This is a genomic window from Trichococcus palustris (genome assembly GCF_900114465.1).
Taxonomy (GTDB): Bacteria; Bacillota; Bacilli; order Lactobacillales; family Aerococcaceae; genus Trichococcus; species Trichococcus palustris.
Genome location: NZ_FOTD01000010.1, coordinates 38,604 through 62,535 on the forward strand (window position 1 = coordinate 38,604; position 23,932 = coordinate 62,535).

Consider the following 23,932-nt stretch of genomic DNA (forward strand, 5'->3'; position numbering starts at 1 on the left):
GTGAGAAAAATGAAATCTGAGGTAATCCGCCTATGACCGTTACGATAAAAGATGTCGCAAAAGCAGCCGGCGTGGCCACTTCGACCGTTTCAAGGACGTTGAAGGACAGCCCGCTGATCAGCGAAAACACAAAAATAAAAGTACGCCAAGCGATGCAGAAACTCGGCTATACGCCCAACTTCGCCGCCCAGAATCTGGCCAATCAATCAACGCAGACAATCGGCGTAATCCTGCCGGTGGCGACGATGGGGAACCCGGCCCAGAATCCGTTGTTCCTGGAGATGATCCAGGAAATCGGGGTCGTGTGCAACGAACAGAAGTACATGATCTCCTTGGCGACCGGAAAAACGATGGCGGAATTGAAGGACAGCGTACGCCTGATGCATCAGCGCAAACTGGTCGACGGCTTCATCCTGCTGTATTCGGAGGCGAAGGATCCGATCCGGAAATTCCTACATGATGAGAAGATTCCCTATGCCTTGCTTGGGAAACCGGATGCCTACGAGAACGAGACGATCTACGTCGACAACGACAACCGCTTATCCGGCAAGACGGCGGCGGACTATCTGGTCCAGCACGGGCACCAACGGATCGGCTATGTCGGTTTGACGCCTTCCCAGGTGGTCGATAAGGAGCGCTACAAGGGCTACTCCGATGCCCTACGGGACGCCGATCTGATCGTCCATCCGGCACTCTATTTCGAAACGCCGGATGATTTCATGGCCTTCCAAGAGTTCCTCGAAGAGACCAAACCGACCGGACTGGTCGTCGGTGACGACCGCCTGGCCCTGAAGGTCCTGCAGTATCTGCAGCTGGATCATTACAAGGTGCCGGACGACATTTCCCTGATCAGCTTCAACAATTCCGTATTCGCGACCTTGTCCCATCCGTTCCTGACGACCGTGGATATCCATGTGCAGGAATTGGCCAGACAGGCAGCGACGCAACTGCTGCGGCAACTGCACGAACCGAGCCTGCTGCTGCCGAAGATGATCGTGCCGCATGAAGTGATTGAGCGGGAGACTGTCATAAGGCTCTGAGAATAGTGCTGTTGGATACTGAATAAAATAATGCAAGCCACCTTGTTTCCAGTGAGTGATTGGAAACAAGGTGGCTTGTGTTTTTGTTTTGGGGCATGATTTCAAAATGAACTTAATTTTGTAAAGGCTTTGTTGCGCTGAAAACCATTGCACACTTTTGTTAGCACAAAACAAAATAATACTTTTAAATCCAAATGGGGTAAGTTAAACTAATTTTTTACGAACATAAAAATCCTACTAGGTATTGAATGTTGGTGGGTTCACCAATATTCTAGAGCCTAGTGTGGATTTTTTTGCATGCTCAATGTTAAAGAAGCTGCGAATAATTTAAATTAAAATGAGCTAATCAGGAACAGGTTAAGACAGCGTTTACATTTTTGCAAAATTAGATGGCAATAATATCTACTAACAAATTTTTTGAAGGGAACGTATACTTCAATCAAGCAAGGAGATAAAGAATATGAGAGATAGATCATTAGAACTATTGAGAAAATTTGTTGCTTCTGATTTTCCAGTTAGCATCGAGACATTGTGCGAGGAATTCAAGTTGAGTCAGAGGACTTTGAGGAGTGAGATAAAGAACCTGAATGATTGCTTGATGAATAATGAATTTCCTATCATCGAGACCGTTAGAGGAAAGGGATTTCTATTGACATTGAGTAAAAGTCAAATGATTGATTTAATGGGCCTTTTTGGGAGTGATTTAAAAGACGAATTTTATAGCAGGGATGAAAGAATAATCGATTTAGTTTTAGACATAGCACTAGGGCAAAATAAAGTCTTCCTGTATCAAAAGGAAGAGGAATACAAAATATCTAAAAGCACTTTAGATGAAGACATGAGGAGGTTAAGAACGTTATTAAAAGAATATGGTGTTGAGGTGTTAAGCATACCGAAACAAGGTCTAGTTTTTGAAGGTAAGGAAAGAATTATCCGAACCATGCTGTACTCTCTGGTCAATAAGGCTATAGATAACGTTGCTCTGATAGATAACATAAAAAATCAATCTACATTACAGCAGATCATTTTCAAATATATTCCTCTGGGAATCATAAATGAAATCAATCAAATATATGATCAATCTATTTCTTCTAGTGAAGAAAATTTGTACCGAAAAAACCGGATCCTGTTTACTGGTATTTGGATGGTCAGGTACAACATGGGGTTTTATGTTAAGAATACAAATTGGGTAAGAGCTACGGAAAATGCTCCCAATGGCTTGCATGTTTTTGTAACCGCTATTTTTGAACAGTTCGGATTAGCACCAGATAAAAATGAATTCAACTACTTGGTATTTATGTTAAATACATTCAATTCTAAGGACATGAACAACTCAGTTGAGTGGGCGCAGGCTCAGATCCTGTCTATACAGCTGATTCAGTACGTCGAGAATACAACAAAAATACCATTCTCCAAGAAGGAAGCGGCTTTACAGGAAGGGCTGTATAAACATATCGGGGGGTTGTTGAATCGGCTTCGCTATGACACCCAATTCGCTAATCCGATGAAAGGCAACATCAAAAGCAATTATGGCGAAATTTACAAAGCAGTCGAGGGCTTTTCGAAAGTAATGAGCACAACCCTGGATAAAGAAATTACTGAAGATGAAGTCGCATTTCTGACTATTCACTTTTCAACATCATTAAGTGAATTGAACCAGGAGATTGAATATTGTTATCGAGCGGTGGTTATTTGTAATCATGGTGTGGCTACTGGAAAACTCTTGGCAGAGAATCTGAAGGAGTTATTTAATATTGAAGTTCTTGCCGTTCTTAGCTCTAGAGAGACTGAATTGATTAATAAATTAGATGTGGATTTGGTTTTTTCTACTGTACCTATATCAGAGGTGTCAAAACCACTGTTGGTAATCGATCCAATAATAAAGCGGGAGAGCAAAGAAGTGATATACAACTTCTTAAATCAAAATTCTGATTGTAAACGATTAATAAGTCATCATGAAAATGCGACGCAGATGTTTTCTTCCATACTTAACTTGATGGAGAAGCAGGACATTAAGATTACGAAAGAGATTTATAGTGATGTGGAAGAAATCTTTAGAAAAAATCGTTTGTCATTCAATACAAGGGAGATTCAGCCTATGATCAAAGACATTTTGAAGGATACGGATATCATAATCCAGGCTAAAGCGAGTGGTTGGGAAGATTCGATAACAATTGTTTCAAAACCACTGCTTGATGATGGGACAATTACAGATCAGTATGTAACAGCAATGATAGACACAGTTAAGGAGTTTGGTCCATATATTGTAATTGGTCCACATCTTGCTTTAGCACATGCACGACCGGAAGAGGGAGCTAACAGGCTTGGATTGAGTGTAGCAACTTTAGAAGAGCCGGTAAATTTTGGGCACGAGACGAATGATCCGGTTAAGATTATTTTCTGTTTATCAGCCATCGACTCATTTTCCCATTTGAACATTATGAAGAACCTGATTGATCTGATTAATGACGAGGAGAAAATCGATCAATTAGCTGAGGTGAAATCTGAAGAGGAATTCAAGCAAGTGCTGTTTGGGTAATTAGGAAATGGGAATGATTTCCATAATATAAAAATGAAATAGGAGCGTGATTTTTATGGGTAAAAAAGTAAATATTCTATTCGTATGTGGAGCAGGGTTAGGCAGTAGTTTTGCAGCCCAAATGGCAGCGGAGGATGTATTGAACAGTCACAATGTAAAAGCAAAGTTGGATCACGTAGATATATCCAGTGCGGCATCCTTGCAACCGGACATCATCATTACAGCCCAAAATTTTAAATCCCAGTTCGAAAAATTCAGTATTGATGAAACAAAGACAGCCATTGTTTACTTGAAAAACATCGTATCTAAATCTGAAATTGAAGAAAAACTTTTACCGGTTCTAGAAGCTAAAGGCGCACTATAATTAAAAATTATAAGAGGTGATATTAATGGGTGTTGTAAATTTTATTATTAATAACGTTCTCACACAAGCTTCAATTACGATTGCTTTAATTGCTATGATGGGTTTAATGCTTCAGAAGAAGGCGGCCGGACAAATTATATCAGGCACTTTAAAAACGTTGCTAGGATTCCAAGTGTTGAGTGCGGGTTCCAGCATCATTGTAGGTAGCTTGGTTTATTTTGGGAAGATATTTACAGCGGGTTTCCATATGCAAGGGATTATCCCATCGATTGAAGCCATTAACGGTCAAGCAATGAATGAACTTGGGCTAGGCAGAGATATTGCCCTTACTTTCTTAGCTATCTTTATATTTAATATTCTGATTGCTCGCTTCACTAAATGGAAATATATCTTCTTAACCGGTCAGGCAATTCTATGGATGGCGACAATGACCACAGTATTCGGTTTCTTTGCCGGGCTAAGAGGTATTGTGCTAATACTAGTTGGCGGATTTGTAGGTGGTGTTTTTGCAGTAGCTATGCCAGCACTTGCCCAACCTATCATTCGTAAGATTACTGGATCAAATGATATCGCCTTAGGTCACTTCTGTACCATTGGTTATTTATTCGAAGCAGGCGTTGCTAAGATTTTTGGCGAAAAAGGGGAAAACAAAAAATCGATTGAAGATATCAAATTACCTGAATCGTTTGAATTCCTACAAGATACTTATCTATCTGTAATGGTAGTTATGGTTCCTCTATACATCATCACAGCAGCCTTTGCTGGTCCTGGTGTAGGCGATCCTGGGTCACAACATTACTTGATGTTCGCGTTCCTACAAGCAATCCAGTTCGTTGTTGGGGTGTATGTATTATTAGCCGGTGTACGCTTATTGCTAGGAGAAATCGTGCCAGCATTCAGAGGTATTGCAATGAAATTAGTGCCGGATGCTATCCCTGCATTGGATTGCCCAGTATTCTTCCCATATTCTCCAAATGCGGTAATTTTGGGATTCATCACAACAACAATCGGTACAATTATCGCAATGTTCACACTTCCAGTATTCGGACTAGCAATGATTTTGCCAGGAATGCTGACAAACTTCTTCGCTGGAGGTACAGCAGGTATCTTTGGTAATGCTGTAGGCGGCCGCAGAGGAGCAATTATTGGCGGTATTGCCCATGGATTCTTCATTACATTATTGCCAGCACTTCTAGTGACAATCTTTAATGGTATGGGATTCATAAACGCTACAGCAACAGACGTTGATACAGTTTCAGCTGCAATGTTGTACGCATGGATCTTGAGCCCAATCTTAAAGGCGTTCTAATCAGTAAGTATTGGAGGAAAAATCAATGTTTAACTTTTTTGGAAAAAAGAAGGAAAAAGTTCAAGAAGTTAAAGAAAAAATTCAGTTATCTGATGAGCGCATCTCCGAATTACGGGATGTAATCGAAAAAACCACTACGGAAATCCAAGAAATTGATTCAGCAGATACACAAAAAAACGTGTTGTTGGCTTCGCTGCATGAAAAATTAGGGTTGGCTTATGCTGAGTTGGGTGAGGATGATCAGGCTCTTGCCACTTTAGAAAAGAGTTTGGATTACAAATTGACGATTGGGGATGGCTACAAAAAATTAATGAGCATCTACAATGCCAAACGAGCTGAAGCAGCAAGAAACGGCAGTGATGCAGGCATCGAAGAATACATGGGGAAAATGGATAACATGAGACAGATTGCTAAGAAAGTAACCATATCAGGATCAAAATAATATACAGCAAAGGAAATGATGAAAATATGTATAAAAATTTAAAAGAAGTTACTGCTATGGCAGAAGAACTGAATATGACAATCGGCGCATTCAACACGCACAATCTAGAAATGTTACCAGAAATGATTCGCGGAGCAAAAGAAATGGGTAGCCCGATCATTATTCAAACGAGTATCGATACAGCAAAATATATTGGCTATAAACTCATCGTTGCTGTAGTTAAAGAAATAGCAGCAGACGAGATGGTTGATGTAGTTCTACATTTGGATCATGCGAGAGATTTCGATGAGATCAAGGCAGCTATCGATGCAGGGTTTTCAAGCGTAATGTATGACGGTTCGCATTTGCCGTTCAAAGAAAACATAGCGAAAACAAGAGCCGTCGTGGAATATGCACATGCCCATGGTGTGTCTGTAGAAGGTGAACTGGGTACAATCGGAGGAACAGAAGAAGGTATCTCAGTTGCGGAAAATGACAAAGTTTACACTAAACCGGAGGATGCCGTTGAGTTTGTTGAGAAAACGGGTGTAGATGCTTTAGCTATTGCGATTGGGACTAACCACGGTCAATTCAAATCCAAAACAGAGGTAAATATTCCATTGCTCAAAGAAATCAATGCCGTAGTTGATGTGCCCTTAGTGATCCATGGCGGTACCGGCGTGAAGGAAGAAGATTATCCTGAACTGATCAATAATGGTATCCGCAAATTTAACGTAGGTACTGAATTATTAGTGAATTGGAACAAAGAGGCAAAAGACTGTTTTAGCACCACTGAACTGAACAAATCACTCAGACACAATGTCATCCCTGCTAACATGAAAGTGAAAGAGATTGTAAAACATAAAATCGGATTATTTATGAATGTAGATAGTCCATTAAAGATAGGCTAGGCTTCAAATGGATAAGTATCTTATTTTAATAGCAGGGAGTCCAGCAACAGGAAAAAGCTACTTAATCAATTTGATAAAAAAAGTTCTACCAGACATGTTCATCCTTACTCCGGATGAAGGAAAGGAGATATTCGCCGACTCAGTAGGTTTTGATAGCTTGGAGGAGAAGGCACAATTAGAAAAAAAAGTTTGGGAATTCTATTATGGGGCATTGGATCTATATATGAGTGCGGGCAAACGATTCATTTTATCGGAATATCCGTTCTCCAATAAACAACGCTCTTCCTTAGAAAGTTTAGCAAACAAATATTCATATAAAGTTATAACGATTAGACTAGTAGCCGATTTTGATGCTTTATGGGCCAGAAGAAAAGTGCGAGATATCGAAAATGATAGGCATTTGAGTCATGTAATGTCACACTATCATTTTGGAGATTCTCTGGATGATCGTTCAAAAGCAGATAGTCTGATTACGGAAGAAGAATTCAGGAACATTATTGAAACGCGACAATATAACGAGTTCTCATTAGGTCAACTGTATGAGTATGATGTGTCTGATTTTTCTAAGGTAGACTATACGGATTTGTTGAATAAATTGAGAACGCTTTAGTGGGGGTAACACTTTTCAGACATGAGTCCAATCTTTTGTGAAGGTGTACATGAATGTACAATGATTTGATTCTAATTATTTATCACGGGTTTTTACAATTAGATTGATAAAAAGGGGTTAGAGACATTAATTTTATAATGTTTCTAATCCTATTATTTGCTTTTGTATTATATAACTTGACAGATATGATCTGGAAATTATTCAAATCACGATACAAAAAAGTATCTATCAGTTTGACTTTCGCTAAGTAATCTTGCCATTTAATGAGAATAAATAGGTATAGCGGGATATCCTTCCGCGACTTTTTCTTCAATCAGTTTACGATAAGTATCCAAATTACTTGCTATCTCTAAGGCTGGATTCTTTGGTTTGGTCAGCTCGGGATTATCACAAATGGTTCCAACGACAACTAACTCTGATGAATGCTCTTGGCTTTTTTATTATTTCATTTCGTTCTTCAGTATCTCCAGCCATTCTTCCAACACATCTCTGTCCTCAGCAAAATCCGTCGTCTGGGCAAGGCCTTTTTCATAGATTTCCTTGGCCTTCTCAAAATCCGTGGGCTGATAGAAGTGGTACACGTCTTCCCAGCCGACATTAGTAGGTATTGGTCTTATTTTAGCACTTGATGGGTTGGGAAGTAAGGAATTCTCGCACGTGAATGTGCATCTTTGAGTGGAAAATTCAGTACTTAGACCGATGCCTAAGCACTCAACAGGGATTATAATGTAAAGGAAAGAGAGGTTGAGGATCATGAATTTCTTAATGAATCTGGTTTGGTTTGTTTTGGGTGGGTTTATCAGCTTTTTTTCCTGGATTGTGATCGGAATCCTGTGGTGCCTGACAATTGTCGGGACTCCTGTCGGCATGCAATGCTTCAAGTTCGCGGTAATGGCGGCAGTGCCCTTCGGCAGGGAAATCCGCATAAGCGACAGCGGCACATCTTTGATCATAAACATTGTCTGGATGCTGTTGGGCGGATTGGCATTGGCGGCTGAAGAAGTCATCCTGGGTGTTGCTTTCTGCCTAACAATTGTGGGCATTCCTTTTGGGCTGCAGCATTTCAAGCATGCCAAATTGGCACTGATGCCGTTCGGTGCGGAAATCTATCGGATTTCTTAATATCCAATGCCGTCATCGAATAGATTGGTAGATGGGTGCGCTGCCGAAGAAAGACCCTATTTTAAAAAGTAATGAGGCTTCTTATACCCAGTCGATCACTGGTATAAGGGGCCTCATTTTTTATAGAGCCAAAACTATAACTTTTCAGGGTCACAAGCAATTACGCTGAAAAGGTTAGGCACAATTCAATTATTTATTTTGCGTGATTTCCTTTACGATTTGGCTCAACGCCTCATTGATCGGGGTTGCCGGACGACCAAGCAGTTTCTCGAAATCGTTGCTCTCAACATCCAGGGAGCCTACTCGAATGCTTTTTTGGATCTCAACAAGGATAGGAATAACGAAATCCGGCACACCAGCATCCTGCATGATTTCAGCATAGGCAGCGTCATCAACCTGTTGCACGCTTACTTCTTTACCTAGTACGCTTCCGAGAGCTGCTGCTATTTCTTCTTGAGTCGATACCTTGCCAGAAAGCTCGTAGATTGTATTTTCGTGCCCGTCACCGGAAAGTACGGCAGCCGCAGCCTCTGCATAATCTTGTTGCAATGCCCAGCCGACCTTGCCGGCTCCTGCTGATGTGACCCAAGGAGATCCTGCCAGGACACCTTGAATACTTGAAATTTCATTCTCCAAGTACCAGTTGTTGCGCAAGAAGGAGTAGGGGATCCCTGTCTTCAAGATCGCTTCTTCTGTGAACTGATGCGTGGGAGCGAATAAATTTTTGCTTTCTTTTGCATTCGCTAAACTGGTATACGCGATGAAAGCGACGCTGGCGCGTTCTGCCGCAGCTACCGCATTGGCATGCTGGCGGATTCTTGTTTCATTATCCCCATCTGCAGAGACAAGCAATAAACGATCGACACCTGCAAAAGCAGCATCCAATGTTTCCGGATGATCGAAATCCCCTTGTCGGACTTCCACTCCACGTGCCCTTAATTCTTCCGCTTTCTCCGGGTTACGAACACTGACAGCCAGTTGACTGGCTGGTACAGTCTTCAACAGCATTTCTACAACCTTGGTTCCGAATTTTCCAGTTGCTCCGGTTACTAATAATTTCATCATGCATCTCTCCCTTTTTTTGTTTACTTTTTTATAGTAAGCTAATAGTATAACAATAGACATCTTTTTGAAAGTAGGCACTTTTTAATGACCTAGTCACAAAAACAGTACCATTAAGAACGGGAGGGGTTTATTATGGCAAGAAGTCGGTTTGGTGAACCTGCAGGGGAGCAAATAGAGGTTTGCCCCGTAACGCAAACGCAAGACATCATTGCGGGGAAATGGAAGATCATCATCTTATGGAATTTAAGCACGCAGACAAGAAGGTTCAATGAGCTCCAACGGTTGTTGCCTAATATTTCGAAAGGGATACTGACAAGGCAATTGAGGGAATTGGAAGAAGATCAGATGGTTCATAGAGAAGTTTATAAGGAAGTTCCGCCAAAAGTAGAATATTCCTTAACGCCATTGGGGCAAAGTTTCATCCCGATCCTGCAGAGCATGGGCGAATGGAGCAAAAAGAATTTAGTAAGTAAATAAAAAGAGTCGATTTCTTGCAACGAGGAATCGACTTTTTTACATTAAATCCCCGACGAAGCCCTGTTCGCCGATAATTACAAGAGAAATGTACGTCAAATTATCGACGAGGCCCACCTCATCGGGAAACAAAAGAGAAAAGTACGTTAAATCCCCGACGAAGCCCTAGTTCGTCTATAAATCCCGTCTCATCATCAAATTGAACAGATAAAACACGATAACGGACGACTTGAAAATGAATGCAGCCATTTCCGCAAGATAGTGCTATCCTCTGCTTTCGTCATAGGGTATATTTAATGGAAACATGTATGGAACGAAAAAAGATAGGAGGGATGTATCTATGGCATCTTTAGATTTAATGGAACTTAACATCCGCTTGCTGTCCGCCGTCGTCATAGGCACGGTGATTGGATCGGAACGGCAAATGAAAGGACAGGCTGCGGGATTGCGTACGAATATACTCGTCTGCCTTGCGGCGTGCATCATAACCATCATCCAGGTGTTGTCCAGTCAGGAAGTCGTTGCGCTTGCCTTGCAAAATGAAGCGCTGCAGTCCGTACTGAGCACCGACTTCACGCGGATAACCGCCCAAATCGTTTCCGGAATCGGGTTCATCGGCGCGGGTACCATCCTGGTGACCAAAAACAATAAGGTCGCCGGTCTGACGAGCGCCGCTTCGCTCTGGTCTGTGGCGGGGCTAGGCATAGCCGTCGGAATGGGCTATTATTATCTCGCGTTCACGGGCTGTTCGATCATCTATATCGTGTTGAGTGTCCTCAAAAAAATATTCGAAAGCAAAAAGACCATCAAGCTTACTGTGTACTTCAAAGGCCCGAAGGATTTTAAAAATAAGCTTTCCCAGCTGTTTGAGGGTATGGGGATGGACATCCTGAAGATGGACTTCCGGGAGGAGTACAATGCGAAAGGTGATACGATCAATTGTTTCACTTATCGGGCGCAAGTATCGGATAAGTTGAACTTGAATGACGTCAGCAACAAACTGGTCGATTTTGATGAGTCCATCAGCTATGTGAAAGTTGATAACTTGTAGGGAAAGGATTAATCCGGCTATTCCTTACTGTCGTTGCAGCCAAGGCAACCATCAAAGTGGTTGACCACTTAAAGCAACAGTAAGCAGCGAAAGCATCGTTAGTCGGATGCAAATTTCTATAGGAAGACAAAAAAACATCACCCGAAATATATTTTTGGGTGATGTTTTTTATCTGAAGCATATTAAATCATAAGTTCCCCGACTTTTTGCTGCAGGACCGTATCGTAGTTTTCGATTTTGTGGTCCAGTCGGTCCAGTGTTGCCTGCATGTCTTGCATTTTGCTTTGTAGCTGCTCCCGTTGCTCTATCAGCAACGTTCTGCGGGTTTCCAGTGTTGTATCGCCTTCGTGGAACAGACGGACGTACTCGATCAATACTTCAATTGGTAAGCCGGCAGAGCGCATGCATTTGGCGAAGTTGATCCATTTCATGTCTGTCTCATCGTAATTCCGGATTCCGCCCTGGGTCCGCTTGACGGTTGGGATCAGCCCGATCCGTTCGTAGTAGCGGAGCGTGTCGCTTGAAATACCATTGATTCTGCTTACCTCTGCAATGTTCATAATGGATCCTCCCGTTGTCTGAAGTGTGGGTATGTTCTAAATACCGTGCTGGATGACTTCCAGCAGGGTGAAGTTCTTGTCGGTGACGTCATATTCATATTTGAAAATGCAGCAGTTGGGAACTCCTTTCTGCAGGACTTCATGCGGATCCTGCCAGGCGCTCAAGAAATGGATGCAAGCCCCAGCGTGGGAAACGGCCAAGACGCTGTGATGGTCATCCTGCTCCATGATTTCCTTACAGGTTTTGACTACCCGTTCCCTTACCTGTTCCCCAGACTCGCCGCCGTACTGAAGGAAAAAGGTGCTCTTATCTTCGGGATTCAGGTCTTCGCTTTCGCCTTCGAACGCCCCGAAATGCATTTCCTTCAAGCCTTTTAGCCGCGTATAGGGCATTTCATTATTGGTGACGATTTCCAACGTATCGCTACTGCGTTCCGCTGTGGAACTGTAGGCGTGGTCCAGCGAAATATCGCTGAAATAAGCGGATGCTACTTTGGCTTGTTGGATGCCGAGTTCGGTCAAAGGGGAATCGCAGGATCCCTGTATTTTTCTTCGGACATTGAATAGTGTCTGCCCGTGCCGCATCAAATAAAAAGTCTTCTTCAAATAATGGCCTCCTCCGGAAAGATGGATCTTACCTCGTTAACGACTACATTAACTTGAAGTTGACTCCAAGTCAAGAGGTGGAGCATCTAAAAGAAAAAATTTATATTTTATTATGTTTTTTCGCCGCCACCATCTTTTACTACAAACATACTCTACACCCTGGAGTTAACTCGAAGTCAAGTATTCTTCTAAAAAGAGAAAACCTTTTTAAATAGTCTTGACCTGGAGTGCACTCCAGGTGTTAGGATTGATGAAATCGGACACTCGCTCCAGAAAAAATACAGAGGAGCATACAACGCGGAAAGGCGGATTCCTTATGAAGAACGAACTATTGAAGAAAATATCGATCCTATCGGTCTCGTTTATTGTCGTCTCGGGAGGGGCTGTCGCAGCCAACATCCCGGCCATGGCCAAGACATTCGCTGATGTCCCTTTATCGACAGTCGAGATGTTATCGACGATCCCGGCGCTCTTCATCATCGTTTCGGTGCTGATGAGCAATACGATTGCGCGGTATTTGGGATATAAGCGGACAATCGCGATCGGGATAGCGATTGTCTTGGTTTCCGGCATCATCCCGGCCATTACAAATAATTTTTGGATCATCTTTATTTCGCGGGCGCTGTTCGGCATTGGTATAGGGCTGTTCAATTCTCTGCTCATTGCGATTATCAGCCATTTTTATGACGGTGACGAGCGGTCAGCCATGATCGGTTTCCAGAGCGCTTTTGAAGGCTTGGGTGGAATGACGGCAACTTTCGCTGTGGGGCAGCTGTTGAAGATCGATTGGCAAACTTCTTTTTGGGTTTATTTGAGCGCATTGCCAGTCCTCATCCTATTCCTATTGTTCGTTCCGAATGTCACCTATGATGAAATCAGGAAAGAAAAATCACTCAACACAAGCGTGAAAAGGGTGGCGAATAATAAGGCCAACAACGAAGCGGAAGTCGGGAAAAGAGCCTTCCTTGGCTATATCGTGCTGTTGGTTATCGTTGTCGTCATCTATATGTCCATCGCAGTAAAGGTTACGACTCTGATGACTACTCTAGGATACGGCGATGCGACTGACAGCAGCAACATCTTGGCTCTGATCGGGGTAGGCGCCATGGCCGCCGGCTTTCTTTTCGGGAAAGTCTATCGGGTCACGAAAAAATACACACTTCCGCTGGCTTTTTTCTTTATGAGCATCGGGATGCTGCTGATCGGTTCATCCAACAGTATTTTTCAGACTGGCATAGGAGCGATCATTTGCGGCTTTTCCGTCCGGACGTTCATCCCGTACTTGTTCAATAAAATCAATGCTTCCACCGCTGGAAATGCAGGCTACCGGACGTCCTTGCTGTTGGTCGGGTTTAATTTCGGTTCCGCCTTTTCTCCCTACGGCATCGCTCTGCTGGAACGGGTATACCCTGTGAGCTCCGTCCGCGATATCTTTTTCATCGAGGCGGCCATGATGGTCATCTTGGCGCTGATCGGGGTGGTGTTGGCCACGAAAAAGCCGGTCGAAGACGAGCAGCCGCTTGTGGCGGAGTGATTCCAGAAGGGTTCGAAACGAACATCATTAGAGTGAAATAAGATAACCCGCGAAAGACGCAGAGACGTCCTTCGCGGGTTATTTTTTCGCTGAAAAGTGAATACGGGCTTGCTGTTTCTGAGCTTCATTGACAATCAGCATCGCACATATCCCATTTCGCTGTGTTCAGATTTCACTGAAAATTATTTTTTTACATTTCCCAATGGGAAGGTCGGCAGAATTTCTTCTTGGCCTTTCAGTCTGTATTTCAGTGCTCCGGATGGGCAAGTGTGGATGACGCGCGCCACTTCCTCGGCCGAATCCGCATCAGGTAATATCCAAGGCTTTCTTTTCATGTCAAAGATGGCATGATTCCCCCGGACGCAGTTTCCCGAATGTGTGCAGACGCTTAAGTTGAAGTAGACATCGACATTTTCCCCTGTATATTTTCGATAACCTTGCGCTAGTAGTTCAGACTCGTTCATAGTGGTGCCCTCCCATTTCTGAATCGTTATTGGCAGCGGATTCATATGCTTCTATTATATCATTTCGATACTAATCTTCGTACAGGAATGTTTCTCGCCGCACTATTTTTTCCCCGAAAAATAGAAATAGTCCGTTGGGAGGATCCTTGAGGCTGATAAAACGGTTTTTGCCACATACTGTTTAGATTATACGGGCGAATAAAATTCGAATTACATTTTTTTCGTGTAGTAAAATTTTTTGCCATTTAATTATTTTTTGACAAAAAGTGAAATAAAGTGAAATAAAATGGAAATAAATGATTGTATTTGGAGGGAGAGCATGCTATTATGATGTGGAAGAAAAGAATAAGGAGGAACAAGAGATGAAGTTAGCGACAAGAATCAATTCGTTTTTGCCAAAATTCAACAATGATTTAGAGGAAGTTTTGAAAGAATTCAGTCGAATTGGTTTGACACATGTAGACTTGAACTATCCCGAACACGTTGAGGATATTTCTGCTGAGAAGATGAAAGGGTTTTTAGAGGACAATAACCTTAAGGCAAATGGGGTAGCGTTAAGATTCAGAAATGAATTCATCAATGGAGAATTAGGAAATGCAGATAAAAACATTTCCGATAATGCATTACAGTTATGTAAAGATGCATGCGATTATTGCCGTGCTATTGATGGAGAAGTAGTAACTATTTGGTTAGGGTATGATGGCTTTGACTATTCATTCCAAATCGATTATGAAAAAGTTTGGAATCAAGTCAAAAACTGTATGATTGAAATTGCAGATTATGCGCCGGATGTTAAAATTAGTATCGAATACAAACCATTTCAACCAAGAGCGTATGCTTTAATTGACAGCCTGGGATTAGCGATGTCAATGATGTATGAGATCAACAGAGAAAATATCGGTATTACTTTAGATTATTGTCATATGTTAATGAAACATGAGAATCCGGCTTATGGGGCAAGTATTTTAGGCAGTCGAGGAAAATTGTTTGGTATTCATCTGAATGATGGATATGGGTTGAACGATGATGGTTTGATGATTGGCACAACTAGTCTGGTTAAGACAATTGAATTCATGTATTATACGAAACTGCATAATTATGATCACGCATACTTTTTTGATACTTTCCCAGTTATTGAAGATCCAGCTGAAGAATGTGAAAGAAACATGCGTATGATCAAAAAAATTGATTCTCTTATCGATAGATTAGGCATGGATTATATCGGGGAAATCATTAGTCAAAATAGCGCAGTAAAAGTAAGCGATTTAGTATTAGAAATCTTAAGCTAAGATTTCTAATACTGCTAATACTAAGCAATAATCATTTTATTAGGAGGAAGTTGAAAAATGAATTATAAAGTAACCGCAAAAGGAATTCTGGAAAATGTTGGTGGAGCAGAGAACATATCAAATATGTCTTATTGCGCTACTCGTCTAAGATTGACATTAAAGGATCCGTCCAAAGCGAATGATAGAGCAGTAAAAGATGTTGATGGAGTAGTCAATGTTGTTAACAAAGCTGGTCAATACCAAATTTTAATTGGCATTGAAGTTCCAAAACTATACGATGAGTTTGAGGCGTTGGTGAAAGGTGATGCGAATGCTCAGATAGACAGCAGTGGAGCTGAGCAATCAGATAGTATCATCAGTAATATTTTCTCCGCGATTTCAGCAATTTTCGCACCCTTGCTTCCAGCGTTAGCAGGTTCAGGGATTTTACGTGGGTTATTAATTTTAGCCGTACAATTAGGTTTGGTAAGTGACACCAGTGGAACGTATACCATTTTATCTGTTGCTTCGACTAGCGTCTTTTATTTCTTGCCTGTATTGTTAGCGTTTTCTTCCGCGCGGAGATTTGGAGCCAGTCCTTATCTCTCAGCTCTAATCGGCGCTGCTCTGCTTAATCCTAATTTCATTGCTCTGATGGGTAATACTGGTAATGGCGCTACAACAACTTTCTTAAAGATTCCAGTAGTGTTGATGAACTATAACTCAACGGTCGTTCCGATCATTCTATCCATTTGGGCTTTTTCTTATCTGTACAAATTTTTGGATGCCAAGGTCCCAGAAACATTAAAGCTTGTAGTGGTTCCGCTAGTTTCATTGGCAATAATGATTCCGCTAACAATGATTGTAATCGGGCCAATCGGTGTATATAGTGGTGAATTTGTCGCTAACATCGTTAACTGGCTAATTGAACGCAGCAGCGTTCTAACCGGAATCTTAATTGGTGGCGGCTGGAGTGTTCTTGTAAGTTTAGGTATTCACTGGGCAGTTAATCCAATTATGATCAATAATATCTCAACTTATGGTTTTGACTATATTGTACCCTTTACGTTTGCTTGTAACTTTGCGGTTATTGGTACAACAATTGGAGTATATTTTAAAGCAAGAAATAAAAAATTACGCAATTTTGCAGTCACAGGGTTAGTTACCATTGCCTTATCTGCGATTATTGAACCAGTACTTTTTGGATTATTAGTAAAAAATAAGAAGTTATTCTTAGCTCAAATTATTGGTGGAGCAGTTGGTGGCGCGTACCTAGGTCTGATGAAAGTTGTCACTAACGCATTTGTATTTGGTAGTGTTACAACCTTCCCGGCTTTTGTTGGTGAAAACTCATCGAATTTTATTCAAGCTATGATCGGCTTGGCTATTTCGTTAATTGTTTCGGCTGTACTAGGGTATATCTTTACAAACAAAGATGATGCGTTATTCGAATAAATGAATCAAAAACGTCTCCTTTCAAAATGAATATTTACATTACTATATTATGAATGAATGTGGTATTTTAAAAGAGCATGGATTATTGCTTTGATGAAATACACCATTTTGAAAAAAATGTTTCGCGCTGATAATATAGTTATGGAAATAGTCGAAAGGAGATTTATATGATTCCATATGAAAGACAAGAAAGAATATTAGAAGTATTGGAAAATAGGGGACTTATCAGAATAGAAGAGCTGCAAAAATTTATTCCGGGTGTTTCCGTTTCCACTCTGAGAAGAGACATAAAGGAACTGGAGAATGCCAATAAGGTTCAGATGTTATCGGGCGGAGCTGTAAAGATTTGTTCGAGTATTTCTGAACTACCCATGTCTACAAAAACAGCTTTACAAACGAAAGAAAAAAGATATATTGCGGAACTTGCGATGAGAGAAATTGTTGAAGGTGAAACAATTTACTTAGATTCCGGATCCACCTGTACGATTCTGTTAGGAGAATTGCTCAATAAAAAAATCCATATTATCACTACAAATGCAAACGTTTTAGGGATAACTGGGAAAATTGAAGCAGATATCACCGTCCTGGGAGGATCATACAATCCCAATATATCGTCATTAAGCGGCCCCTTGACTGAAGCAAATATCAAAAACTATATATTTGACAAGGCATTCTTAGGCGCTAATGGGATAGATTTAACTTTCGGTGTGACAACGCCAAACTTGGTTGAAGCAACCAAGAAAAAAGAAGTCTTCAAACATTCTAAAAAGACTTTTCTACTGTGTGACAGTTCAAAATTCCATAAAGTATCTACTATAAAATCATTTGATTTAGGCGATATTGTTCTGATATCTGATAAGTCAGATAAAGATTTGGAAAAAGAAATGACAATTATTTCTGAATAACGGAGAAACATGATGGGACTGTTTAGAAAAAGCGCAGAAATCTATAATGCTTCAAACGGAGATGTTATTGATCTAGGTGGTATAAAGAATCCTATGTTTGCTGGCGGAATTCAGGATGCAAACACCGTGACAGTCAAAATGAAGAAATATTTAAATTATCATAGTGCAAGGAAGGTGCGAAGGCATGTTTAAAAATTTATTTAATAAAAAAAAGCAGACTATTGTAGCTGAAGAAAAAGAATATTTCACTAAAGTAGTAGATGGGGAGACTAAAGAGCTATCTATAGTCGATGATCCATTATTTTCTTCAAAAGCGTTAGGTGACGGGTATGCGATGGTTGCTGGGGAAAATAAAAAAGAAATATTTTCACCAATAAATGGAGAAATACTAAGTGTGTTTCCTACAAAGCATGCGATTGCAATGAAAAGCACCAATGGACTAGAGGTATTAATTCATATAGGCATTGATACGGTTGAACTTCAAGGAAAAGGCTTTGACATGATTGTTAATGAAGGAGAAATAATCAAGCAGGGACAACTATTGGGAAGAGTGGATTTTGATTATATTTTGAAGAATAACAAAAGCCCAGATGTTATGGTTATTATTACCAATTTAGAAAGTAGAGAATTTACTTTAACTACAAATCCAGAGAATGAATATGTTGGATTTGTTAAGCTGGTAGGTTAATATGCCGATGGCTCATATTGAGATTTTAGAATGAATGCATGTGGGAAGCGTCGATGCTCTCAAGAGCAATAAATAAAAAAACAGAAATACGCAAGGGCCATCATGAAAGATGATGGATCTTGCGTATTTTTTTACTGTAGTTTACTGGACTCCCTTTCAATTAATTGTACTGGAAGTAAATAAATTTTTCCTTTATCTTCTGTTTGGCCATCGATTAGTTTAATCAATGAACTTACTGCCTTTTTGGCAATTTTTTCTGTATCTTGTTTGATTGAGCTTAATGTTGGGTTGGAATATTCGCAAGTAGGGACGTTGTCAAATCCAATAATTTTTATGTCTTTGGGTACATCAATGTTCAGTTCTTTGAGGAATAAGATGATATCCAATCCAATGTTGTCATTTACCGTAAATAATCCATCTGTATCAGGATGATCATTAACGAAATTTTTCAATAGGGTTTTGTTCTCTTGTTTATTAGTATGAAAGAACAATGTGTTCTCTTCGTTTGAGAAATCTATATTATTCTTCTTTAGCGCGTCTTTGAATCCACTAAAACGTTCTTTTGAGCTAGAAGAACTTTTTTTATGAAGAACTATTGCAGGATGTTTGACACCATTCGCGATCAAGTTTTCAGTTGCTTCAAATGCACCTTGATAGTGGTTAGATGAAATAAAGATCGTTCTATCTTTATCCTTAGGCTCTCTGTCTATGCATACATAAGGAATTTCTTTCTTCGCCGATTGATGTTCAAACTCAAAATCATCAGCCCCAGAAATAATGATAAGACCATCAATTAGTTTACTTACTAGCACAGATAAGTAAGCTTTCTCCTTTTTGGCATCCCTTGCTGTATTACAAATAATTGTTGAATATCCCTTATCAAAAAGAATTTCCTCAATCTGTTCAACGACATTTGCGAAGAATAAGTTCGTAATATCCGGCACCAAAATGCCAATCGAAAAACTCTTATTCATCCGTAATGTTTTTGCCGAGTAGTTTATTTGGTAGCCGGTTTCTTCAATTACCTTTAATACTTTTTCCTTAGTCTCCTCTGAAAATCGGCCATTATTATTAAGGACTCTTGAAACCGTCGCAATAGAAACTCCGCTTAATTCTGCAATGTCTTTCATCGAAATATTTTCCAAATTTTTCACCTCTCGTGAGTTAACGTTTACCCATCTTCCCATGAGTTTACACTATTTTCTCAAAAAATAAAAGATGTAGTTGAAAACGAAGTACAAACTTAGGCTTGACAAGATTGATTTATCAGTGGTATATTTTACGTGCGATAGGTAAACGATTACCCAAAAATATCGGATTTATTTTTTTGGGTAATGGGTAAACGATTACTCAAATTAAGGAGCTGATTTTTATGAGAAGAATTATTTGTCCGTCTATGATGTGTGCAGATTTTGCGAATTTAGAGAAGGATGTAGAAGAACTGGATAAAGCTGGCACTGATATTTTTCATATGGACATAATGGATGGATGTTTTGTTCCAAATTTTGGAATGGGATTACAAGATTTTGAGCTTGTTCGAAAAAGTACCGACAAACTTGTAGATGTTCACTTGATGATTATGAACCCAGGAAATTATGTGGAAATGTTCTCAGAGTTAGGAGCGGATATCATTTATATCCACCCAGAAGCGGATATTCATCCGACAAGGACACTAGATAAAATACGCAGTTTAGGGAAAAGAGCTGGTATCGCAATCAATCCAGGAACCTCTGTTTCAACAATAACGGATCTTTTGCCATTAGTTGATTATGTGATGGTTATGACGGTTAATCCTGGTTTTGCTGGACAGAAATACTTGGATTTTACTGATCAAAAAATTGAACGATTGGTTGAGTTAAAAGAAGAATTTAATTTTGAGATTATGGTAGACGGGGCAATATCGCCTGAAAAAATTGAGAAACTAAGTAACATCGGGGTAGATGGATTTGTATTGGGTACTTCAGCATTGTTCGGTAAAGAAGAAAGTTACAATGAAATTATTTCACGCTTAAAAAAAGATAAATTATTTGTATAGAAGGGGAGAAATTATTATGAAAATTGCTATCGGGAGCGATCACGTCGGGTTTGAATTAAAACCCGTTATTATCGAATATTTAAAAGAATTAGGTCATGAAGTGGAAGATTTTGGTCCTTATACATCTGAACGAACGGACTACCCTAAATATGGGAAAAAAGTTGCTGAAGAGGTAGTTGCTGAAAATTTTGATGCGGGTATTCTAATCTGCGGTACGGGAGTTGGTATTTCAATTTCTGCGAACAAGGTAAAAGGAATTAGAGCAGTAGTTTGTAGTGAACCTTATTCCGCAAAACTATCAAAAGAACACAATAATACGAACATTCTGGCTTTTGGGTCAAGAGTTGTAGGAATTGAATTAGCTAAAATGATCGTCTCTGAATGGTTAAATGCCGAATTTGAAGGTGGCAGGCATCAAAATCGTGTAGAGATGATTAAAGAAATTGAGAAAGAATATAACCGTTAAAGTGGAAGGAGCAACTAAATAGGTTAATAATGCCAGAGTTGCTGTTTGATACGTAAAAAAGGATAAAAACCCAGTATTGGCCAGAATGACACTCATCCTGGCGAACACTGGGTTTTTTCAATTCTCAGGAATAGAATGATTGTTTCGAGCGCACTATTCTTCAGTGCCAGTCCTAAAATCCAGGAATATCTCAACAAAGAAAGTTCTTTCCCAATTTTATATAAAGAGCGAATAACCTTTGATGACAGCCGTGTTCCTATTGAATTCATATACTATAATAGCAACTATTATAGTATATGAATTCAATTTAATAATATCTAAATAGCAATTTCGAACCAAAAATAGCTGTATACAGATCGAGAAACATGGATACCTATAGCACATAAAAAAGCTGATTGCATAAGCCGCGAGGCGCTGAAAAAGTAGCTTAAATTCCACTTAAACCTTTTATCTGAATACGGCATCGAAAATGGTTCTTTCCTTTGTTAGTTGAAAGGTAAAAAACAATCAAAGATTGGTGTGGAGAATTCCACGGAAATACGCATGAAACTCCTCATAAATCAGTTTGACGTTAGAAGATATGATGATTTCAGGGAACATGGGACTTCTAAAGGCTATCGAAAAATTTATTTTTTCAGGTATTATCCTTCAGCGGATATAAACATGGGCGCTAACGTCTTTGCTAAGTGCTACAATTGGTTGAATAAACCGATAGATCTGCGAATGTGTAGATGTTGCAAGATATGTATTTTTTGTAAAGGTTCCCATGTTCTTTTAAGATGGGATTGAGTGAACAACTATTAATCGTAGAGGAGGAATGGCAGCATGATTAGGTTGAGTTTTTTAGGTGATATGACAGAAGTGGCAAATGGTTTGAAATTGCTGGCCAAATCTTTGGATATTCAAATCGATGAAGCGGGCATACCCATTGAGGTTAAAAAAGTTAACTCGAAGAAATTGAATTATCGCTTCGATGGGGGATATGGGGTGATTGAATATAGTTCCAAAACTTCCTTTTTCCGCCTTTTGAATTTATGGCTTCACCAATATAACCAAGGACAATTTTTTAATAAACAGGAAAGCATCCAATTTGAGAAGGCCGGCGTCATGGTCGATTGTTCCCGGAATGCCGTATTACATCTTGATGGAATGAAAATACTTTTGAAGTATATGGCGAAGCTGGGATTGAACTTAGCGATGCTGTACACCGAAGATACCTATGAAGTAAAGGAATACCCCTATTTTGGTTATTTGCGCGGACGATACACGGAAGAGGAATTAAAAGAATTAGATGATTATGCCTTTGACTTAGGGATTGAGATGGTTCCATGCATCCAAACGCTCGGACATTTGGAGTCAGCCTTAAAATACGAGTATGTAAGGAGTATCAGGGATACTTCAGATGTGGTGTTAGTCGGAGAGCCGAAGACTTATGAATTCTTGGAAAAACTGATTCACTCGGCCTCAAAACCATTCCGTTCCAAACGGATCCATATAGGCATGGATGAGGCATTCGGCTTAGGAACCGGTGTCTATCACATGAGAAATGGTAGCCGGAATCGCTTTGAGATAATGAACGAGCACTTAGCGGAAGTGGTTAAGATTACGGAGAAATACGGTTTGGAACCGATGATATGGAGCGATATGTATTACCGCTTTGGATCCAAGACGGGTGACTATTATGATTTAGACAGTAATATCCCCACCGAAATCATTGATGGTATACCGAATGTTGATATGGTCTTATGGGATTATTACCACGAAAGTGAAGAAACCTATGATATCTTATTGAGAAAGCATCAAACGATGAAGAAAAAAGTTATTTTTGCTGGCGGCGTTTGGACTTGGAATGGGGTGGCGCCAAACTATGGGAAGTCTTTTGAAACCACAAAAGCATCTTTAAGGAGTTGCAAGCGGAATGGCATTCAAGAAGTATTCGCAACGTTATGGGGTGATGATGGTGGCGAAACCCCTATTTTATCAGCCCTGCCGGGATTACAATTGTTTGCTGATATGTCTTACCGGGATGAAGTTGATGAGGTGCAGATGTCGAAAGAGTTCAAACATAATACTGGCTATGCATTAGCAGAATTCGGGCTTTTGAATCAATTTGATGAAACGCCTGGTGTAGCGAAAAATAATATCAATACATCCGCTGGATCCAAGATTCTATTATGGCAAGATCCGCTTTTGGGGCTCTTTGATGCGAACATCGCTGGGCTGAGTATGGAGAAACATTATCTGCAGTTAGCTGAGGATCTGGGGAAATTAGCCCACCCAAATTCAGATTTAACTTCTATTTTTGAATTTTATCAACAACTCGCCGAAACTTTGAGTCTGAAAGCAGAAATTGGTCTTCACTTGAAAAAAGCATACGACAGCAATGATAAAGAACTGCTTCAGGAAAGTCTGGATACGGCTATCACTCTCAAAGGATCGCTTAATAACTTGAGATTGGCACATCGCAAGGCTTGGATGGAACACAATAAACCGTTTGGATGGGAAGTGTTGGATATCCGTTACGGCGGAACAATCGCAAGAATGGATACGACAATTGACCGTGTAACAGCGTACTTAAATGGTGAGTTAGAAGAGATTGCCGAATTAAAAGAAACAAAACTACCATTCTCTAATACATATAATATTACAGAAGGAACATTGGGCCGAGGTTTCTATAAAGACATAGTGACAGCAGGGAAGTTCTCAGGTGTTTAGGGAGATGGGGAAATGTTTTTTGGGTCTTTTTGAGACGGCTTGACGTAAGCTTCCCAGTGAGTACATAGGCCGAGATGGATTAATGCTAAGTTCGAAACAATCAGAAAGTAGTTGGATGAACTGATTGTGAGGCTTTTATAGGAATGTAAACAATTTTTTGTAGCGTTTATTTTTATTTTACGTAATTATAGCGGACAAAACTCGTAAATGTGTTCGAAAACCAAACTATCTTTGAACCGCTTTAATAAAAGTTCGCTTCCTGTTATAATTTTAAGAATAGAGACAATTCCTTTTCATCAGTATAGTGATATGAAAATTACTATACGTGGA

24 protein-coding genes are annotated in these 23,932 nt (G+C 40.2%); 18 read left to right on the forward strand and 6 right to left on the reverse strand.

The window, feature by feature from the left end:
- Nucleotides 1–32 precede the first annotated feature (32 nt).
- From BM101_RS08045 to BM101_RS08075, 7 genes are all read left to right on the forward strand, one after another.
- Nucleotides 33–1,040 (forward strand): LacI family DNA-binding transcriptional regulator, encoded by a 1,008-nt coding sequence (locus BM101_RS08045; RefSeq protein ID WP_087033838.1) that lies wholly within the window; start codon nt 33–35, stop codon nt 1,038–1,040.
- 460 nt (nt 1,041–1,500) lie between these two features.
- Entirely contained in the window at nt 1,501–3,579 is a 2,079-nt protein-coding gene (locus BM101_RS08050) for a BglG family transcription antiterminator (protein WP_087033837.1), read from the forward strand.
- Nucleotides 3,580–3,634: 55 nt separating this feature from the next.
- On the forward strand, nt 3,635–3,943 hold the full coding sequence (locus BM101_RS08055) for a PTS sugar transporter subunit IIB (protein WP_087033836.1): 309 nt from the start codon (nt 3,635–3,637) through the stop codon (nt 3,941–3,943).
- Nucleotides 3,944–3,968: 25 nt separating this feature from the next.
- On the forward strand, nt 3,969–5,252 hold the full coding sequence (locus tag BM101_RS08060) for a PTS sugar transporter subunit IIC (protein ID WP_087033835.1): 1,284 nt from the start codon (nt 3,969–3,971) through the stop codon (nt 5,250–5,252).
- 25 nt (nt 5,253–5,277) lie between these two features.
- Complete coding sequence (locus BM101_RS08065) at nt 5,278–5,694, forward strand: hypothetical protein (protein ID WP_087033834.1); 417 nt, start codon at nt 5,278–5,280, stop codon at nt 5,692–5,694.
- 26 nt (nt 5,695–5,720) lie between these two features.
- On the forward strand, nt 5,721–6,584 hold the full coding sequence (locus tag BM101_RS08070; protein ID WP_087033833.1) for a class II fructose-bisphosphate aldolase: 864 nt from the start codon (nt 5,721–5,723) through the stop codon (nt 6,582–6,584).
- A gap of 7 nt (nt 6,585–6,591) precedes the next feature.
- Nucleotides 6,592–7,194, forward strand: coding sequence for an AAA family ATPase (locus BM101_RS08075; RefSeq protein WP_087033832.1), 603 nt, complete (start codon nt 6,592–6,594; stop codon nt 7,192–7,194).
- Between the two features lie 440 nt (nt 7,195–7,634).
- Here BM101_RS08075 and BM101_RS14250 read toward each other — a convergent pair whose 3' ends face one another.
- Nucleotides 7,635–7,775: a hypothetical protein gene (locus BM101_RS14250; protein WP_179193098.1), complete on the reverse strand. Its 141-nt coding sequence runs from the start codon at nt 7,773–7,775 to the stop codon at nt 7,635–7,637.
- Between the two features lie 172 nt (nt 7,776–7,947).
- On the opposite strand from BM101_RS14250, the gene BM101_RS08080 reads away from it, so the two are divergent.
- Nucleotides 7,948–8,316 carry a YccF domain-containing protein gene (locus tag BM101_RS08080; protein ID WP_087033831.1) on the forward strand — a complete coding sequence of 123 codons (369 nt, stop codon included), beginning with the start codon at nt 7,948–7,950 and terminating at the stop codon, nt 8,314–8,316.
- A 189-nt stretch (nt 8,317–8,505) separates the two neighbouring features.
- Here BM101_RS08080 and BM101_RS08085 read toward each other — a convergent pair whose 3' ends face one another.
- Nucleotides 8,506–9,381 (reverse strand): SDR family oxidoreductase, encoded by an 876-nt coding sequence (locus BM101_RS08085; protein ID WP_218149905.1) that lies wholly within the window; start codon nt 9,379–9,381, stop codon nt 8,506–8,508.
- A gap of 132 nt (nt 9,382–9,513) precedes the next feature.
- Here BM101_RS08085 and BM101_RS08090 point away from each other — a divergent pair, with 132 nt between their 5' ends.
- Nucleotides 9,514–9,858, forward strand: coding sequence for a winged helix-turn-helix transcriptional regulator (locus BM101_RS08090; RefSeq protein ID WP_087033830.1), 345 nt, complete (start codon nt 9,514–9,516; stop codon nt 9,856–9,858).
- Nucleotides 9,859–10,195: 337 nt separating this feature from the next.
- Complete coding sequence (locus tag BM101_RS08095) at nt 10,196–10,906, forward strand: MgtC/SapB family protein (RefSeq protein ID WP_177194446.1); 711 nt, start codon at nt 10,196–10,198, stop codon at nt 10,904–10,906.
- A 182-nt stretch (nt 10,907–11,088) separates the two neighbouring features.
- Here the strand turns inward: BM101_RS08095 and BM101_RS08100 are convergent, their stop codons facing one another.
- Together BM101_RS08100 and BM101_RS08105 are read right to left on the reverse strand one after the other, a co-directional pair.
- A complete protein-coding gene (locus BM101_RS08100) occupies nt 11,089–11,466 on the reverse strand; it encodes a MerR family transcriptional regulator (protein ID WP_087033828.1) in 378 nt (125 codons plus the stop codon).
- A gap of 36 nt (nt 11,467–11,502) precedes the next feature.
- The gene (locus tag BM101_RS08105; RefSeq protein ID WP_409373499.1) at nt 11,503–12,051 is read right to left on the reverse strand and encodes a histidine phosphatase family protein; all 549 of its coding nucleotides are present in this window, start codon (nt 12,049–12,051) and stop codon (nt 11,503–11,505) included.
- Nucleotides 12,052–12,388: 337 nt separating this feature from the next.
- Between BM101_RS08105 and BM101_RS08110 the strand changes: the two genes are divergently transcribed.
- Entirely contained in the window at nt 12,389–13,606 is a 1,218-nt protein-coding gene (locus tag BM101_RS08110; protein ID WP_087033873.1) for an MFS transporter, read from the forward strand.
- A 182-nt stretch (nt 13,607–13,788) separates the two neighbouring features.
- Here the strand turns inward: BM101_RS08110 and BM101_RS08115 are convergent, their stop codons facing one another.
- Complete coding sequence (locus tag BM101_RS08115) at nt 13,789–14,115, reverse strand: (4Fe-4S)-binding protein (protein WP_342746180.1); 327 nt, start codon at nt 14,113–14,115, stop codon at nt 13,789–13,791.
- 317 nt (nt 14,116–14,432) lie between these two features.
- On the opposite strand from BM101_RS08115, the gene BM101_RS08120 reads away from it, so the two are divergent.
- The 4 genes from BM101_RS08120 (at nt 14,433) to BM101_RS08140 (ending at nt 18,386) form a co-directional block, all read left to right on the forward strand.
- Nucleotides 14,433–15,359: a sugar phosphate isomerase/epimerase family protein gene (locus tag BM101_RS08120; RefSeq protein ID WP_087033825.1), complete on the forward strand. Its 927-nt coding sequence runs from the start codon at nt 14,433–14,435 to the stop codon at nt 15,357–15,359.
- A gap of 57 nt (nt 15,360–15,416) precedes the next feature.
- Nucleotides 15,417–16,793: a PTS transporter subunit EIIC gene (locus BM101_RS08125; protein ID WP_087033824.1), complete on the forward strand. Its 1,377-nt coding sequence runs from the start codon at nt 15,417–15,419 to the stop codon at nt 16,791–16,793.
- Nucleotides 16,794–16,960: 167 nt separating this feature from the next.
- Nucleotides 16,961–17,698, forward strand: coding sequence for a DeoR/GlpR family DNA-binding transcription regulator (locus BM101_RS08130; protein WP_087033823.1), 738 nt, complete (start codon nt 16,961–16,963; stop codon nt 17,696–17,698).
- Nucleotides 17,699–17,882: 184 nt separating this feature from the next.
- The gene (locus BM101_RS08140) at nt 17,883–18,386 is read left to right on the forward strand and encodes a PTS sugar transporter subunit IIA (RefSeq protein WP_087033821.1); all 504 of its coding nucleotides are present in this window, start codon (nt 17,883–17,885) and stop codon (nt 18,384–18,386) included.
- A gap of 131 nt (nt 18,387–18,517) precedes the next feature.
- Here BM101_RS08140 and BM101_RS08145 read toward each other — a convergent pair whose 3' ends face one another.
- Nucleotides 18,518–19,531, reverse strand: a complete 1,014-nt coding sequence (locus tag BM101_RS08145; RefSeq protein ID WP_087033820.1) for a LacI family DNA-binding transcriptional regulator — start codon at nt 19,529–19,531, stop codon at nt 18,518–18,520.
- Between the two features lie 227 nt (nt 19,532–19,758).
- Here BM101_RS08145 and rpe point away from each other — a divergent pair, with 227 nt between their 5' ends.
- The 3 genes from rpe to BM101_RS08160 all read left to right on the forward strand — a co-directional run bounded on the left by rpe (nt 19,759) and on the right by BM101_RS08160 (nt 23,602).
- Complete coding sequence (gene rpe, locus BM101_RS08150; protein ID WP_087033819.1) at nt 19,759–20,421, forward strand: ribulose-phosphate 3-epimerase; 663 nt, start codon at nt 19,759–19,761, stop codon at nt 20,419–20,421.
- Nucleotides 20,422–20,437: 16 nt separating this feature from the next.
- Nucleotides 20,438–20,887, forward strand: a complete 450-nt coding sequence (gene rpiB, locus BM101_RS08155) for a ribose 5-phosphate isomerase B (protein WP_087033818.1) — start codon at nt 20,438–20,440, stop codon at nt 20,885–20,887.
- A gap of 825 nt (nt 20,888–21,712) precedes the next feature.
- Nucleotides 21,713–23,602: a beta-N-acetylhexosaminidase gene (locus BM101_RS08160; protein ID WP_087033817.1), complete on the forward strand. Its 1,890-nt coding sequence runs from the start codon at nt 21,713–21,715 to the stop codon at nt 23,600–23,602.
- The last annotated feature ends 330 nt before the right edge of the window (nt 23,603–23,932 follow it).

What these genes read in the sequence shown, in the direction of transcription:
- BM101_RS08065 (WP_087033834.1), top strand. Translation starts at nt 5,278, where the DNA reads ATGTTTAACTTTTTTGGAAAAAAGAAGGAAAAAGTTCAAGAAGTTAAA.
- BM101_RS08070 (WP_087033833.1), top strand. Translation starts at nt 5,721, where the DNA reads ATGTATAAAAATTTAAAAGAAGTTACTGCTATGGCAGAAGAACTGAAT.
- BM101_RS08125 (WP_087033824.1), top strand. Translation starts at nt 15,417, where the DNA reads ATGAATTATAAAGTAACCGCAAAAGGAATTCTGGAAAATGTTGGTGGA.
- BM101_RS08045 (WP_087033838.1), top strand. Translation starts at nt 33, where the DNA reads ATGACCGTTACGATAAAAGATGTCGCAAAAGCAGCCGGCGTGGCCACT.
- rpiB (WP_087033818.1), top strand. Translation starts at nt 20,438, where the DNA reads ATGAAAATTGCTATCGGGAGCGATCACGTCGGGTTTGAATTAAAACCC.
- BM101_RS08050 (WP_087033837.1), top strand. Translation starts at nt 1,501, where the DNA reads ATGAGAGATAGATCATTAGAACTATTGAGAAAATTTGTTGCTTCTGAT.
- BM101_RS08120 (WP_087033825.1), top strand. Translation starts at nt 14,433, where the DNA reads ATGAAGTTAGCGACAAGAATCAATTCGTTTTTGCCAAAATTCAACAAT.
- BM101_RS08090 (WP_087033830.1), top strand. Translation starts at nt 9,514, where the DNA reads ATGGCAAGAAGTCGGTTTGGTGAACCTGCAGGGGAGCAAATAGAGGTT.
- BM101_RS08075 (WP_087033832.1), top strand. Translation starts at nt 6,592, where the DNA reads ATGGATAAGTATCTTATTTTAATAGCAGGGAGTCCAGCAACAGGAAAA.
- BM101_RS08130 (WP_087033823.1), top strand. Translation starts at nt 16,961, where the DNA reads ATGATTCCATATGAAAGACAAGAAAGAATATTAGAAGTATTGGAAAAT.
- BM101_RS08055 (WP_087033836.1), top strand. Translation starts at nt 3,635, where the DNA reads ATGGGTAAAAAAGTAAATATTCTATTCGTATGTGGAGCAGGGTTAGGC.
- rpe (WP_087033819.1), top strand. Translation starts at nt 19,759, where the DNA reads ATGAGAAGAATTATTTGTCCGTCTATGATGTGTGCAGATTTTGCGAAT.
- BM101_RS08100 (WP_087033828.1), bottom strand. Translation starts at nt 11,466, where the DNA reads ATGAACATTGCAGAGGTAAGCAGAATCAATGGTATTTCAAGCGACACG.
- BM101_RS08095 (WP_177194446.1), top strand. Translation starts at nt 10,196, where the DNA reads ATGGCATCTTTAGATTTAATGGAACTTAACATCCGCTTGCTGTCCGCC.
- BM101_RS08115 (WP_342746180.1), bottom strand. Translation starts at nt 14,115, where the DNA reads ATGAATCCGCTGCCAATAACGATTCAGAAATGGGAGGGCACCACTATG.
- BM101_RS08060 (WP_087033835.1), top strand. Translation starts at nt 3,969, where the DNA reads ATGGGTGTTGTAAATTTTATTATTAATAACGTTCTCACACAAGCTTCA.
- BM101_RS08080 (WP_087033831.1), top strand. Translation starts at nt 7,948, where the DNA reads ATGAATTTCTTAATGAATCTGGTTTGGTTTGTTTTGGGTGGGTTTATC.
- BM101_RS08085 (WP_218149905.1), bottom strand. Translation starts at nt 9,381, where the DNA reads ATGATGAAATTATTAGTAACCGGAGCAACTGGAAAATTCGGAACCAAG.
- BM101_RS08105 (WP_409373499.1), bottom strand. Translation starts at nt 12,051, where the DNA reads ATGCGGCACGGGCAGACACTATTCAATGTCCGAAGAAAAATACAGGGA.
- BM101_RS08160 (WP_087033817.1), top strand. Translation starts at nt 21,713, where the DNA reads ATGATTAGGTTGAGTTTTTTAGGTGATATGACAGAAGTGGCAAATGGT.
- BM101_RS08140 (WP_087033821.1), top strand. Translation starts at nt 17,883, where the DNA reads ATGTTTAAAAATTTATTTAATAAAAAAAAGCAGACTATTGTAGCTGAA.
- BM101_RS08110 (WP_087033873.1), top strand. Translation starts at nt 12,389, where the DNA reads ATGAAGAACGAACTATTGAAGAAAATATCGATCCTATCGGTCTCGTTT.